The organism is Bartonella sp. AU55XJBT (assembly GCF_028618525.1).
The window spans coordinates 85,324-98,419 of sequence record NZ_JAQITC010000007.1 but is presented as its reverse complement, the minus strand read 5'-3'; the positions used below and the strand labels follow the sequence as shown (position 1 = coordinate 98,419).

15 protein-coding genes are annotated in these 13,096 nt (G+C 40.4%); 5 read left to right on the top strand and 10 right to left on the bottom strand.

Annotation, left to right across the window (positions count from 1 at the left end; all coding sequences use genetic code 11):
* Nucleotides 1-59: 59 nt before the first annotated feature.
* Nucleotides 60-509, bottom strand: a complete 450-nt coding sequence (tolR, locus tag PVV70_RS05085; RefSeq protein ID WP_273758209.1) for a protein TolR — start codon at nt 507-509, stop codon at nt 60-62.
* A 15-nt stretch (nt 510-524) separates the two neighbouring features.
* Nucleotides 525-1,238 carry a protein TolQ gene (gene tolQ, locus PVV70_RS05080; protein WP_273758208.1) on the bottom strand — a complete coding sequence of 238 codons (714 nt, stop codon included), beginning with the start codon at nt 1,236-1,238 and terminating at the stop codon, nt 525-527.
* Between the two features lie 731 nt (nt 1,239-1,969).
* Here tolQ and PVV70_RS05075 point away from each other — a divergent pair.
* Nucleotides 1,970-2,344, top strand: coding sequence for a helix-turn-helix domain-containing protein (locus PVV70_RS05075; protein ID WP_273758207.1), 375 nt, complete (start codon nt 1,970-1,972; stop codon nt 2,342-2,344).
* A gap of 595 nt (nt 2,345-2,939) precedes the next feature.
* Here the strand turns inward: PVV70_RS05075 and ybgC are convergent.
* From ybgC to PVV70_RS05040, 7 genes are all read right to left on the bottom strand, one after another.
* Complete coding sequence (ybgC, locus tag PVV70_RS05070; RefSeq protein ID WP_273758206.1) at nt 2,940-3,380, bottom strand: tol-pal system-associated acyl-CoA thioesterase; 441 nt, start codon at nt 3,378-3,380, stop codon at nt 2,940-2,942.
* Nucleotides 3,381-3,595: 215 nt separating this feature from the next.
* Nucleotides 3,596-4,687 (bottom strand): Holliday junction branch migration DNA helicase RuvB, encoded by a 1,092-nt coding sequence (gene ruvB, locus PVV70_RS05065; protein ID WP_273758205.1) that lies wholly within the window; start codon nt 4,685-4,687, stop codon nt 3,596-3,598.
* A gap of 13 nt (nt 4,688-4,700) precedes the next feature.
* Nucleotides 4,701-5,315: a Holliday junction branch migration protein RuvA gene (gene ruvA / locus PVV70_RS05060; RefSeq protein WP_273758204.1), complete on the bottom strand. Its 615-nt coding sequence runs from the start codon at nt 5,313-5,315 to the stop codon at nt 4,701-4,703.
* 13 nt (nt 5,316-5,328) lie between these two features.
* Nucleotides 5,329-5,844 (bottom strand): crossover junction endodeoxyribonuclease RuvC, encoded by a 516-nt coding sequence (gene ruvC, locus PVV70_RS05055; protein ID WP_273758230.1) that lies wholly within the window; start codon nt 5,842-5,844, stop codon nt 5,329-5,331.
* Between the two features lie 158 nt (nt 5,845-6,002).
* Nucleotides 6,003-6,260, bottom strand: coding sequence for a hypothetical protein (locus PVV70_RS05050; protein ID WP_273758203.1), 258 nt, complete (start codon nt 6,258-6,260; stop codon nt 6,003-6,005).
* Between the two features lie 284 nt (nt 6,261-6,544).
* Nucleotides 6,545-7,063, bottom strand: a complete 519-nt coding sequence (locus PVV70_RS05045) for a DUF1465 family protein (RefSeq protein WP_273758202.1) — start codon at nt 7,061-7,063, stop codon at nt 6,545-6,547.
* 199 nt (nt 7,064-7,262) lie between these two features.
* A complete protein-coding gene (locus PVV70_RS05040; protein ID WP_273758201.1) occupies nt 7,263-8,405 on the bottom strand; it encodes an OpgC family protein in 1,143 nt (380 codons plus the stop codon).
* A 145-nt stretch (nt 8,406-8,550) separates the two neighbouring features.
* Here PVV70_RS05040 and PVV70_RS05035 point away from each other — a divergent pair, with 145 nt between their 5' ends.
* The 3 genes from PVV70_RS05035 to PVV70_RS05025 all read left to right on the top strand — a co-directional run bounded on the left by PVV70_RS05035 (nt 8,551) and on the right by PVV70_RS05025 (nt 11,625).
* Nucleotides 8,551-9,213, top strand: coding sequence for a thiamine phosphate synthase (locus PVV70_RS05035; protein ID WP_273758200.1), 663 nt, complete (start codon nt 8,551-8,553; stop codon nt 9,211-9,213).
* A gap of 585 nt (nt 9,214-9,798) precedes the next feature.
* Complete coding sequence (locus PVV70_RS05030) at nt 9,799-10,164, top strand: helix-turn-helix domain-containing protein (RefSeq protein WP_273758199.1); 366 nt, start codon at nt 9,799-9,801, stop codon at nt 10,162-10,164.
* A 417-nt stretch (nt 10,165-10,581) separates the two neighbouring features.
* Nucleotides 10,582-11,625, top strand: coding sequence for a tetratricopeptide repeat protein (locus tag PVV70_RS05025; protein WP_273758197.1), 1,044 nt, complete (start codon nt 10,582-10,584; stop codon nt 11,623-11,625).
* Here PVV70_RS05025 and PVV70_RS05020 read toward each other — a convergent pair.
* Nucleotides 11,622-11,840, bottom strand: a complete 219-nt coding sequence (locus PVV70_RS05020) for a hypothetical protein (protein WP_273758196.1) — start codon at nt 11,838-11,840, stop codon at nt 11,622-11,624. The genes PVV70_RS05025 and PVV70_RS05020 overlap by 4 nt on opposite strands.
* A 445-nt stretch (nt 11,841-12,285) precedes the next feature.
* On the opposite strand from PVV70_RS05020, the gene PVV70_RS05015 reads away from it, so the two are divergent.
* Nucleotides 12,286-12,684, top strand: a complete 399-nt coding sequence (locus PVV70_RS05015; protein WP_273758229.1) for a hypothetical protein — start codon at nt 12,286-12,288, stop codon at nt 12,682-12,684.
* Nucleotides 12,685-13,096: the final 412 nt, after the last annotated feature.

Genomic DNA, 13,096 nt, shown 5'->3' with positions numbered 1-13,096 from the left:
CTATTCTCTTTAAAAACATTTAAAAACAATAAGTTATTGACAATATGATTGTCCGTTATTTATTGTGCTAGACTTGCTAGCGCAACTTGAGAAAACCCCGCCTTTTGAATGTCTGCAAGCAATTTTAAGACTTGTTGATATTCAACAGTTTTAGCAACCCGCACAAAAACCCGTTGATCTTTTTGTGTAGGATCGGCTTCCAGAAGAGCTTTAAGCTGTGCAATCAACGCTTGTGACGTTTCATAATAATCTTGATGAATGGCAAAGCGCCCTTGCGCATCCAGTGAAACCGTAAGGGGTGTCTTTTGTGCGCGGACGGGCCCCGCTTGACTGCGTGGCAAATCCAAAGGAACACCGTTCACCAAAAGGGGAGCAGAGACCATAAAAATAATAAGCAACACCAGCATGACATCCACAAAAGGGGTGACATTAATCTCACTCATCAGCTGGCTTCGTGAATGATGCCGCCTCCGTGTATTTTTTTGAGAAGAAGAAACAGAAATTCCCATGAGATAAGCTCCTTTTTATAAAGGGGAAGGTGCTGTACGTGTTTCATCAATACGCCGTGAGACAATTGTTGAAAATTCATCGGCAAAATTTTCTATTTGAGCAATGATGCGCGCACTTTCATGGGTCAATTTATTGTAGGCAATAACGGCTGGAATTGCTGCAAACAAACCAATAGCCGTTGCCAAAAGTGCTTCTGCAATCCCTGGTGCGACAATGGCAAGAGATGTATTTTGAGAAGCAGAAATAGAAAGAAAGGACTCCATAATACCAATCACTGTTCCAAAAAGGCCAATAAAGGGTCCTGCAGATCCCAGTGTTGCAAGAAAACTTAATTTTGATTCTATTTTTTCACTTTCACGTCCCAGTGTTAGATCCATTGCCTTATCAATTCTGCTCTGCAAACTGATCGAAGTATGGGTCCCTTTTTCAAGAGATTTTTTCCATTCAGCCATTGCTGCCATAAAAACAGCAGATATGCTATTGGTACGGTGACTTTTACAGGCGACATAAAGATCCTCTAGCGCTTTGCCAGACCAAAATGTCCGTTCAAATTGCTTGATTTCACGCCGTATTCTCCGGTACGTAAAAATTTTATCAAAAATAATGGCCCAACTCCAGACGGAAGCAAGCAGCAACCCAACCATAACAACTTTAACGACGAGACTTGCTTGCATAAACAAATGCAACATTCCCATTGTTTCCGGATTCATTAGTTCACCATGCGGCATAATTTTTGTCCCTCTAAATGAAAGGTGCACTTCTTAAAATTTTATAAAACAGATTGTTTTATAGTTTCTAAATTTAAGTAAAAAATTTCAGTTTCACATAAATCCATGCACTAAAACAAGACCTGTTTCTTAAATTTCTTTAAAAAGTGATCATTAAAGACATCTCTCAAGACACCTCCCCCCTCTTTCACAAAGGCATTAACGACAAGATAACCATAAAGCCTCCTCCTCCATCAATACCTATAAAGCATGAAACCAAATCCCCCTTCTTTCCGTTTATGAAAAGAACGCTAAACCATCTTGACTTCCCCCCCGCACTGCAAAAGACAAAGTTTCTAACCTCGCACCACTTTGCAAACAATAATCTATCAACACGTCAGTTTTCCTTAAAGCAAATTCCCTCTCGTTGACTTCAGATTCCCACCTCTCAAATAGCGCTATTTTACAATATCATAGAAGAGCCAATGCTTTAATTTTTCTTGCCAAGCTCCTTAAAGTACTTTATCAATTAAAAAATATTTTGATCGTCTACGCACCGATCAAGAGGGATTAAAGGTCCTAAGCTCTAGCGTACAAATAAACCCACTGTTGTGGGTGTCCCGGGATTCCGGGAGCTTTTGCTATGTCCAGGTGCCAAAAGCACTAAAAGCAAAAAGCTGACTAGAGCTCAGTACCTTTAACTCCCGGAATACCAATAATGCGAGGGCGCTCGCAACCGGCGGGGGCTTAACATGCAAACCAAAAATTCATATTTTAACGATATTTCTATCGGCAAAAGAATTCGTCATAGAAGAATATCAATGAAGCTTTCTCAAAAAGAATTAGGAAATTCTTTAGGTGTTAGTTTCCAACAAATCCAAAAATACGAAAAAGGGTTAAACCGTGTAAGCGCAGGACGTTTGCTAGAAATTGCTAATCTACTGAAAGTTCCAATGAGCTTTTTTTACGCGGATATTATTGCTACAAAAGAAGATAACCTCACAAAAGAATATCCCTCACACGATGATCAAGAAATCTATAGCGAAAAAGAACACACTCTTGTAAAAAATTTTAGAGAACTCCACCCTAAAAAACAAAAGGCAATTTGGTGGTTAATTTCAAATTAGGCAAAAGCACGCACAAAGCTCCAATCCTTTATTTCATTTTTACAGATCCACGTTTTTACACTTTTCCATCTTGATAAAAATCAGCAAATGAAACTATCCCCGCACCATTCTATAAACACTGGTCTATCAACACGCTGACTTCTGGTGCTAGCGGATTTCTCAGCTGATTATTTCATAGAATTATCACTGTCTCTCAAAGAAGAGTGTTCCCCAGCCCGCAAATCTTTCCCTAAAATATTCACCCCCTACTTTCACATGAAGCCCCTTACATTTACATTACCCAACGATCAACGTCCCCAAAGCAGTGTTTTACGGCATGATAAGATAAGCCGTTTCCAGCTCAAAATTGCGATCAGTCTTGGCACTTAAAAAGCTTTATAAAAGGCATTTTATGCCTTTCTCAATCCTTTTTATATCCACCTATCAACCCTGCCTGTAACAAGAAAAAATGTGATATGCAAGAAAATGATTTTAATGAATTCACAAAAGAATTTGAAATGAGAAAATTTTATACCACCCACGGCTCTCATTGAAATTGAATAACGCCATATTATCTTTATTAATCAAAATGTTGTATATCCAACATCCAAGAGTTTTAACCAAGCATTTTTGCAAACAGCTCTTTGGGTAAACGTCGCGGTTTTGCTTCTTCATTAATCAGAGCAATTTCAACTTTCGCGGTTACCAACGTGGTCGCCTCATGCACAATCGATTGCTCCATAAAAAAGCGTGCCCCTTGGATATGATTAACACGTGTTTTAACGACTAAAAGATGATCAATTTGGGCTGGTCGCAAAAAACTAATTTCCATATGACGCACAACAAAAAACAGTTTTTCCCCCTCCCTCCCTGCTGCTAACATTTTATTATTAAAACCGGTATCCCGTAAAAACTCTGAACGTCCCCGTTCAAAAAATTCCAGATAACGCGCATGATAAACCACACCGGAAAAATCTGTATCAGCCACATAAACGCGCACCTGAAAATTATGAAAAGCATTGTTATGATTGCTCTTGAAAGGCATTACTTCTGTCATTGACTTCATGTCCCATAAAATCATTTAAGTTAGAAAATTGTTTATCAATCAAAAGATTGAACATATTTTTGTGTTGAAGTTGTGAAAAGAAAAAGCACACAATCCTCCATGGTTCTAAACCTTTTCAGTCAGAACACAAGGACCAAAGGCGTTCTTCTTGTCCTTATAAGAGCTTGCGATAAATCATCCGCACAGTTTTTGTTAAAAAAGATGCCTCAGTCATCTTCCCCATCCCATAAAGTTGTCTGAAGTGATGCATTATCTTGAGCATCAGAAAGTTGAGCACGCTTTTGTATCGACGTTGAATCAGGTGCAGCAAATCCTAAATGGCTCCACGCCTTTTCCGTAAGAATGCGGCCACGAGCCGTTCTTTGAATAAAGCCTTGTTGAAGAAGATACGGTTCAACGATATCTTCAATAGCATCACGGGGTTCTGATAAAGCAGCAGCAATGGTTTCAATGCCCACCGGCCCCCCTAAAAAAGTTTTCGCAATCAGCAGCAAATAACGCCGGTCAAGTGGATCAAGCCCCAGATGATCCACCTCAAGGCGCGAAAGCGCTTCGTCAGCGATTTGTCGATCAATTTGTTGGGCTCGTTTTACCAAAGCAAAATCACAAACGCGCCGTAAAAGCCGTCCAGCGATACGCGGGGTCCCCCGTGCTCGACGTGCAATTTCATGGGCACCATCATCACTGATCTTGACAGCAAAAAGCCGCGCATTACGCTGCACAATATATTCCAATTCCTCTATCGTATAAAAATTAAGACGAATAGGGATCCCAAAACGGTCTCTGAGCGGTGTCGTTAAAAGCCCCAATCGTGTGGTTGCCGCCACTAAAGTAAATTTAGCCAGATCAATTTTAACCGAGCGTGCTGCCGGCCCCTCTCCAATGATCAAATCGAGTTGATAATCTTCCATAGCTGGATAAAGAATTTCCTCAATTGCTGGATTTAAGCGATGAATTTCATCAATAAACAAGACATCGCGTTCTTCAAGATTGGTCAAGAGAGCGGCCAAATCTCCTGCTTTAGCAATGACCGGTCCTGAAGTAGAGCGAAAATTAACCCCTAATTCTTTTGCCATAATCTGTGAAAGCGTTGTTTTTCCCAGTCCCGGTGGTCCTACAAACAAAACGTGATCCAGCGCTTCTTGCCGAGTTTTTGCAGCTTCAATAAATATTTTTAAATTAGCCCGCGCTGCTTCTTGACCAATAAAATCATCGAGAACTTGTGGTCTTAAAGAACGATCCGGATCGTTGGGAAGGGGCGCAGCCCCTAAAAGGCGTTGATCTTCATCTTTATGCATTGTTACCTTTTATTTAAGTCGGAGAAGAAAGCAATTTGAGACTATGGCGGATCAGCAGGGCAGAAGAAACAGCTTCCCCCTCAAGAGTGTTCATCGCCAGAGCAAGAGCACGAGCTGCTTGCTCACGTTCAAATCCTAGCTTCATTAACGCGGAAAGCGCATCCTGCGCAGGTTGATTAGCCCTCTCATACTGCGGAATTGAAACAGTCTTGACCGCCTGTTCAAAGGGAAGCGTTTTACTTTTCAACTCACCCACAATTCTTTCACTGACTTTTTTACCAACGCCCGGTGCTCGACTAATCATCGCCCCATCGTTTAAAGCAATAGCTTGTGCAAGTTCATCTGGCGATAAAGTCCCCAAGATTGCCAAAGCAACCTTAGCCCCTACGCCTGGAACATTTTGGAGCATACAAAACCACTCCTGTTCGGCTCTTGTTGCAAAACCAAAAAGGCGGATTGCCTCTTCCCGAACATGCGTTTCAATAAAGAGACTTAACGCCTCCCCAACAGAGGGTAAAGAAGGCCGCAACCGATTTGAGATAAAAACAACATACCCCACACCATGAACATCAAGAACGATATAATCTTCAAAGATATGTTCAAGCGTACCCTTTAATTTTCCAATCATGTTGTCACCCCAATCATATCGCCATCCTTGCCTGATAAGATTGATCAATCCTCTTACGATGCATGCTGTGACAAAGAGCAAGAGCAAGGGCATCAGCGGCATCATTGCTATTAAATTCAGCCCGTGGGAGTAAAACTTTCACCATCATATGAATTTGTTCTTTTGCCCCATGCCCAACACCAATAACCGATTTTTTTACTTTGTTGGGTGCATATTCAAAAACAGGACAATGTGCCTGCGCAGGAACCAGCAGCGCAATCGCACGCGCTTGCCCAAGTTTTAAAGTTGCCGTCGCATCTTTGTTGACAAACACATGTTCCACCGCAGCTTCATGGGGCATAAATTGATGCACAACCTCTGAAAGACCTTTATGGATCTGACAGAGTCTGGAAGCTAGATCACACTTTACATCGGAAGAAACTGTCCCTGCAGCAACAAACTGAAGACGATTACCCGCAAGATCGATAACGCCCCACCCAGTATACCGTAGTCCGGGATCAATGCCTATAATACGAATCGTCTCTGCCATAAACTCCAGTTTATACACTTTTCCCCCTTTTGAATAAAGGTTCGCCCACAAAGAAAACAGCAGCAAAACATAAAATCCATAAAAAGAGGGACATGTGTCATGATTTATGCCGTATAACACCCGAACAAACATCAGCTTTATGAGACTTAAAAATGCCATCAAACAAAACCCATCACACCTGACAAACAAGCAAAAGAAAAATATAAAAACTCCCCTTTTATCGCATCTCCCCCTTTTATCGCATCTCCCCCTTTTATCGCATCTCCCCCTTTTATCGCATCTCCCCCTTTTATCGCATCTCCCCCTTTTATCGCATCTCCAATGTCATAATGATTAAACCATCTCAAACGAGCAAAGAGAGGATCCATACATTCATAAGTATAAAAATTCTCCTCTCTGAATGGTATATACGCCACCGAGTCTTTTTACATTATACCCACCAATGTCGATTTGTTTTGCCAGCGGATTATCATCTTCTAAAGTACTGGAAGCAGCCGCTTCCCACCCCGCACGCATATATTTTATACGAGCCTCTCAAACCAGAGTGAATGAGCAACAAATTGGCGGAAAATTTCTGGGAGTTCGTTCCAATGAGGGGTTTCAAATTCCAATGACGGGGTCTGAAGGGAAACTTTTACGATTTCTTTTTTTATTTGTTCTGATGACATTTCCCCTTAGACAAAAGCCAAGAGAATATCCTCTAAGAACGCCCAAAGGCTGTTTTGAGTAATTCGATTTGTTTTCCTACTGGATTATCATCTTCTAAAGTACTGGAAGCAGCCGCTTCCCACCCCGTACGCATATATTTTATACGAGCTTCTAAACGCAGTGAATGAGCAACAAATTGGCGGAAAATTTCTGGGAGTTCGTTCCAATGAGGGGTTTCAAATTCCAATGACGGAGTCTGAAGGGAAACTTTTACGATTTCTTTTTTTATTTGTTCTGATGACATTTCCCCTTCCCGTTCTGCCCGAAGAAGAAGCAATTGAGAGGCAATTTGCATCAGTCTTGTACTTAAATACATCGCCTCTTTTGCATAGAGTGCAGAAATTTCTGCCGAAAGGGAACGCGCGACGGCTTTCCCTTCTGAATCGATATAGGCTGCTGTTTTTTCAATCAGCGCCATTGTCTCTTCATAGAGACGATTAAAAGCATTTTCAAAAGCATTATGCTCAATCATGATAATAGGTTCATCATAGGGACGTTTATGTACGCTCACGCTTTTATACTCCAAGGATCAGCACAAAACCACACCGCTCAATTATATCATTCAACGAACAGAGTCCTAAAAAGTTTCTTTTGTTGCTGTATAGAATGCTTTTTTTTTGAAATGACTACCTCTTTTAATTTTTTTGTGCAATGCGCTTTTTATACTAAGGTTAACGCAGCCGCACAAGGACCGCACTGCCGCGTTTTTCTTATAAACGGATCAGTTTCCTTGAAAACGCTCCCTGCAAAGACCGCCGTTTTTCATAGTAATAAGCGACTCCAAATTGCAGAGCCAACCCCGTTATCATTAAGAGGTTATCGGAAAAAAACGTTCCTGTCATCACTGTTTTGATAATTTGTCCAAACATGGCAAAAATAGTTCCTGTTACAAAGACCGGTAAACTATGTTTTCCTAAGATTGCTAAAGGATGTTGTTCTGAAACAGAAAACCATTTATTGACGCGCGGCAAGCACAAAATGAGGAGGGATAATGCAAGAACATGGAGTAAACGTGGCAAACTTAAAAAAGTTTTATTAAAGTTGACCAATGGGGACGACCAGCCCAACCAACCCAAAACGCCCCACCAATTTAAGCGAACCCATAACAGTGCCACCAAGAGATAGCCTGCCGCACAAACCACCCAAAAAGACTTAAAGGCGATTGTTTTTCCTTGTTTAAGCGCTAAGGTGCTGGTCAAGCCTATAACAAACAAAAATTGCCAAGAAAAAGGGTTCAAAAACCACCTTCCCTCTATAGGATAAGAAGGGGGAGCAATTTTATACAGTCCGCAGATAAGATAGAGTATAAATGAGCCCAAAAGCAACCACTTTGTCTGTTTACGCCCCACATATAGGATAAAAGGCGCAAAAAACATCAAAACCATATAAAGCGGCAGAATATTATTATAGCCTAATTGATGTCCCAAGCTTAAGGTACTTAAAAATGCCGTGAGCGGCTGTGTGACAAAAAGCCCCACATTGTTCATCGCTAACAGTTTTTCTGTTCGCCATAAGAAAAAGGCTCCTAAAAACAAGCTTAACGTGACAAAGGTTGTAAAAAGATATGCGCCATAGAGCTGCAAAGCCCTGTACCAAAGTTTACGCACAATGAAGGAAAAAGGCTTCTTCTCTAACCGCGCATGAAAGCTTAAGCCCAGCGAAATGCCTGAAAGCAAAACAAAAACTTCTGTAGAATCAGAAAAGCCAAAATTTTTATGAGTTATATGCTCATAGAGCGTTCCGGGAATATGGTTGATAAAAATCGTCAATAAGGCTAAAGAACGAAAAACATCGATGCGTGTATCACGACGAAAAGGTTGCATCTTATGATCAACAACGGCTTGGTATTTCATAAATGGACTCCCACGCGTCACAAAACTTTGAAGTCACATAAAAATGTTGGTTACCCTTATCGCAAACAAGGTAGAATGAAACTTTAACTTTTAAGAGTCAAGTTTCTTTTTAACAATCATTTTTTACAAAAATCAGAGATAGGACATGACAAAACAAAAAAACAAACCGATTGACTTTTCTCTTTTTCCTCAATTGGTTTTAACACTTGATGTTCGACGCAATATTCCACACGGCTTTTTGCGTCCCATTTTGCAAACAAAGTCTTTTGCCTGTGTCATCCTTTACGATTCTGAACAGCAGAAAGATGATGGCTCTTTTTTACAAAAACAGGCTCAAACTTACGCAGAAGATATTCAAAACAATAACGCCGCTCTTCTTATCGCTGGTGACAGCCGCATTGCTGGACGCATAAAAGCTGATGGATTGCATATAGAAGATGATCTTAACGCTCTTGAAAGCTTTAAAAATCAGCAAAAGGAACAAAAAATCATCGGCTTTGGCAATCTACGCAATCGCCATAGTGCCATGCTTGCAGCAGAAACAGGGGTTGATTATCTTCTCTTTGGCAAATTAGGGGCTGATAAAAAACCCCAAGCCCACCCTCGCAATATTCAGTTAGCCACATGGTGGTCAGAGATTATGGAAATCCCTGCCATTATTCAAGCAGGCAGCGATTTTGCAAATTTTGACGAAGCCTTAAAGACGGGCTGTGAATTCATTGCGGTGGAAGAAGTTATTTTGGGGAACGACAATCCTTTACACCTGCTTCAACTTTGCCACGAAAAATGTAAAAACGCCTCCTTGTAAAGCGCCTCCTTTTTTATTTGACTCTTATAAAGGAAAAAACTCCCAAATAAATAAAGCGCACACACCCCAAACCACATGGGCACCCCACTCACGTCTTGTAACCACAACCCTATAGACTAAAAAGAACCGCCCCGCCCTTCTTCAAACAGCAAATGATTGTGTAAGTTTTGATGAAGAAACCGCTTGTGAATTCATTACCGTGGATGAAATCATTTTACTCCTCTTAACAAACACGGGAGCTGGGATCATGATTTTGGTCATCGTTCCAGAGAAATTGAGAGGCGAGAATAGCCTCTCATTCAAAAAACAAATTTTGTAAGTAAAAAACTATTTTTATTTGCCAATTTTCTGAAATTACTTTACACATTAAAAGATGTTTTGGTCGCATACGCGGCGACCAATAGGGCTCTAAAACCCCGAAAACTCAAACATGAATTTATCCCACTATGTGGGTATCCCGGAATTCCGGGAGTTTTTGCTATGTCCAGGTGCTTACCAGCACTAAAAGCAAAAAAGCTGATTTGAGTTCAGTGTTTTAGACTCCCGGAATACTCATGCGAGGGCGCTCGCAACCGGAGGGGAGCAATGCAATCTCAAAATCTTAATATTGATCTTTTGGTCGGCAAAAAAATTCGCTTGAGACGAAAAATACTTAAAATGTCTCAAAAAACTTTAGGGGATGCTTTAGGCGTCAGTTTCCAACAAATTCAAAAATATGAAAATGGCTTAAATCGTGTAAGCGCAGGGCGTTTAATGGAAATTTCCGATATTTTGACTGTTCCGATTTCCTTTTTTTATGCAGATATCATGCCAAAACAACAGCCCCCATACCACCATGATGAAGCGATCTCCAGTAGAGAAGAATACCTACTGCTTAAAAGATTTAGAGTGCTAACAACAGTAAAACAGAAAGCAATTTTGCAGTTACTCTTTGATGAGAATAGAAGCTAACCTCATGTAACTCGTGCACACCACGTTCTTGATAACGCGATATGCACTAGAGAGCCTACACATTCTCTTCTCCTCAATATTTCACGTTTTTCATCAGCAGTTCTTCATAAGCAGTTTATTGCGGATTTGTAAAAGTAGCCTCATGGTAGACGCTTTTTTATTTTAGAGTGATGCGTATTGATAAGAGAAGGTCACCTCTCTGGGGCATTCTTTCATTATCTTTGTTTAAAGGTGTTGAGAATAGCTCTATTTAAAACAGTCTGGGTTCTTATCAACGTTTATGCTATCTTTATAAAGGGACCTAAAAACCTCCCTTAACTGAAATAAAAAAATAAGAAGGCAATGGGGTTCTGATACGGCTTGTCATGATGAAAAAAAAATGTGAAAATTCTGATCGGTAATGAGGAGGAGATATCGATGATCAAGAAAGGTGTTAAACTGCTTATCCTAGGAATGGTCGGGCTTACAAGTTCTGTTGTAAATTCTGCTGGCAACACTGATAAATCAGCAAATTTTGAACACTCTTTCAATACGATTCAAGAATCTTCCCCCCCAAAAGAACCTTTTCAACCCTTAAAAGCTGGAGACTATGACCAAGCCTATGACTATTACATCCAAGGCTATTATTTAAAAGCTTTTCGAGAAGCTCTTCGACGTGCTGAAAAAAATGATCCTTTTGCGCAAACGCTTCTTGCCCGAATTTATATGGAAGGATGTGCTGTTCCTATTGACGGAGCGCGGGCTGCTTTATGGTTTGAACGCGCCGCAAAACAAGGGGAGCCCCAAGCGCAACTTCGCTATGGGCTTATGTTGTTTGATGGTCATTTTGTAAAACAAAATCAAGAACTTGGTGAACAGTTTATTCAAAAAGCTGTCAAGGCAGGTGTTAAGGAAGCTTATTTTTATTATGGACAACTGCTTCTTTATAAAGCCTCCCAGGAAAAACAAAATCTCCCCGGCGTTTCTTCTCCAAGCCGTGAAAATGAAGCCATCGAGCAAGCCTTAAAATGGCACTTAAAAGGGGCTGCTCTTGGGGATGCGGAAGCTGCTTTTGCGGCGGCAAAAATTCTTTCCTTAGGCACGTTAAATCGACCAAAGGATGATCGTAATGCTCGCAAGCTCATGGAAGTCGCGGCTCAAAACAACCACTTAAAAGCTCAACTTCATTTAGCACAATGGCTGATAGAGGGCCGTGGAGGAGCCAAAGATTTTGATCGTGCTTTTCATTTACTGCTTCACAATGCCAGCAATATGATTGCCCCCGCCCAAATTTCTCTTGCAAGACTTTATCGAGACGGCATTGGAACAAAAGGCGATATGATCATGGCAGCAGCATGGTATATGCTTGCGAAAGAAGCAAAAATGCAAGCCCCTGATCTTGAAAGAATGCTCCAAGGTATGGATAACAAACAACAAGAAGAAGCGCGCAAAGAAGCAATAAAGCTCCTTCCTGTTTTTTAAAATGCCCTTAACAAACTTAAATTTTGCGAGGCACAAATTTTTCTCAGAAAGGCTTTATCAAAAGAATAAACAAAAGGATGCTTCAAAACACAGAAGGCAGCAGCAACAATAACAACGCCATACTCTAACAACGCCATGCGGCTCTTCCGGCTAAAATAAGGCCAAAAGCATCGGATCTTGCAAGAATGCTCCCCCCTCAGATATTCACCACCCATTCTCATCAAAACACCCCACGTGCAAATTTTATACCTTACAACACAACATTGCAAACGACAGCATTTTACAGCAAACAGCATAAACACTGATGCATATTTTAAAAAAGGTAGCCTTCAAAAAGCAATGTTTGAAAATTTATTTGGTCGATCTGGAGCGACACCTAACACATCATTTTATAATGGTGCCAAAAGACGCAATCTTTAACATGCAAGCGCAAAAGATTGCTCTTTTATCTCAAAATCCCCCAACGCAGCAGTTTATTTAAAATATACGCTGCAAGAAGCAGTTCAAGCAGCTTTCAATTAAAGCAAGACCCTTTATTCATGAATGAATTGCCGCTTGATTGGAAATCGATATGTTGTTAACGTAGCTATGCGTAAAGTTGCTCTTATTTCTGGAATAGGAGCTTCTCAGGAAAGCCTAGCAATAGTAAGGGGAATAACAATGTTAAAATATTTATTGCTGTCACCGGTTGTGGTGGTGGCTGGTTGCGCGTCTGTAGGCAGTTATTCATCAAATTATGTTGATCAAAGTCTTACAAAGCGTCAGGCACAATTAGTTGCTAACAAATTTATTAGCGGTAACAAAGGGATTTTACCACCAGCTACAACCACACTTCTTATAAAGAAAAATAATACAGTAGACAGCTTTACGCCTTTATTTATCAATCTGTTGCAACGGAATGGATATAATGTGATCTATACAGATCAACCCCAAAAACAACAAAACATGGGTGTGAATTTGAGTTATAGAATAAGATTAAATAGTAGCACTATAGTATCTCTTTTTCAGTATAATGTGAACGGAGAACCACGTGCTTATATAAATACTCAGCCCAAATGAACCCGCTCTTTGAATATGGGCATTCTCTCTATTTTAAATGTAAAGACTTAAAAGTTTTTGCGAAAGGCAAAGAGATTTGCATCTCAATAAAGAACCTTGTTTTTTAGCGAGAATAGATAAATTTTATCACATCTTGTAACGATACAAGTGCTCCACACCTCAGCAAAATAAGCTATCCGCTTGTAAAATATTATTCTCAAAATATGGAAAGATCAGAGGATCAGAAGAGCGCTGCCTTCTTTTTGATTGCGTAAGAAAAACACAGCGCCTCTCGTTTAAAAAGCTGTTTTTTTATTGCCAATTTGCTGAAATTCCTTTATGAGTTGAAAGGTGTTTTGGTCGCATACGCGGCGACCAATAGGGATCTAAAAACCCGAAACCTAAACATTAATTTGTTCCGCTTTGCGGATAT

Coding starts and splice junctions, on each gene's coding strand:
- PVV70_RS05025 (WP_273758197.1), top strand. CDS start 10,582: ATGATCAAGAAAGGTGTTAAACTGCTTATCCTAGGAATGGTCGGGCTT.
- tolR (WP_273758209.1), bottom strand. CDS start 509: ATGGGAATTTCTGTTTCTTCTTCTCAAAAAAATACACGGAGGCGGCAT.
- PVV70_RS05020 (WP_273758196.1), bottom strand. CDS start 11,840: ATGGGTGGTGAATATCTGAGGGGGGAGCATTCTTGCAAGATCCGATGC.
- PVV70_RS05015 (WP_273758229.1), top strand. CDS start 12,286: ATGTTAAAATATTTATTGCTGTCACCGGTTGTGGTGGTGGCTGGTTGC.
- PVV70_RS05075 (WP_273758207.1), top strand. CDS start 1,970: ATGCAAACCAAAAATTCATATTTTAACGATATTTCTATCGGCAAAAGA.
- PVV70_RS05035 (WP_273758200.1), top strand. CDS start 8,551: ATGACAAAACAAAAAAACAAACCGATTGACTTTTCTCTTTTTCCTCAA.
- PVV70_RS05030 (WP_273758199.1), top strand. CDS start 9,799: ATGCAATCTCAAAATCTTAATATTGATCTTTTGGTCGGCAAAAAAATT.
- tolQ (WP_273758208.1), bottom strand. CDS start 1,238: ATGCCGCATGGTGAACTAATGAATCCGGAAACAATGGGAATGTTGCAT.
- ruvB (WP_273758205.1), bottom strand. CDS start 4,687: ATGCATAAAGATGAAGATCAACGCCTTTTAGGGGCTGCGCCCCTTCCC.
- ruvA (WP_273758204.1), bottom strand. CDS start 5,315: ATGATTGGAAAATTAAAGGGTACGCTTGAACATATCTTTGAAGATTAT.
- PVV70_RS05040 (WP_273758201.1), bottom strand. CDS start 8,405: ATGAAATACCAAGCCGTTGTTGATCATAAGATGCAACCTTTTCGTCGT.
- ruvC (WP_273758230.1), bottom strand. CDS start 5,844: ATGGCAGAGACGATTCGTATTATAGGCATTGATCCCGGACTACGGTAT.
- ybgC (WP_273758206.1), bottom strand. CDS start 3,380: ATGACAGAAGTAATGCCTTTCAAGAGCAATCATAACAATGCTTTTCAT.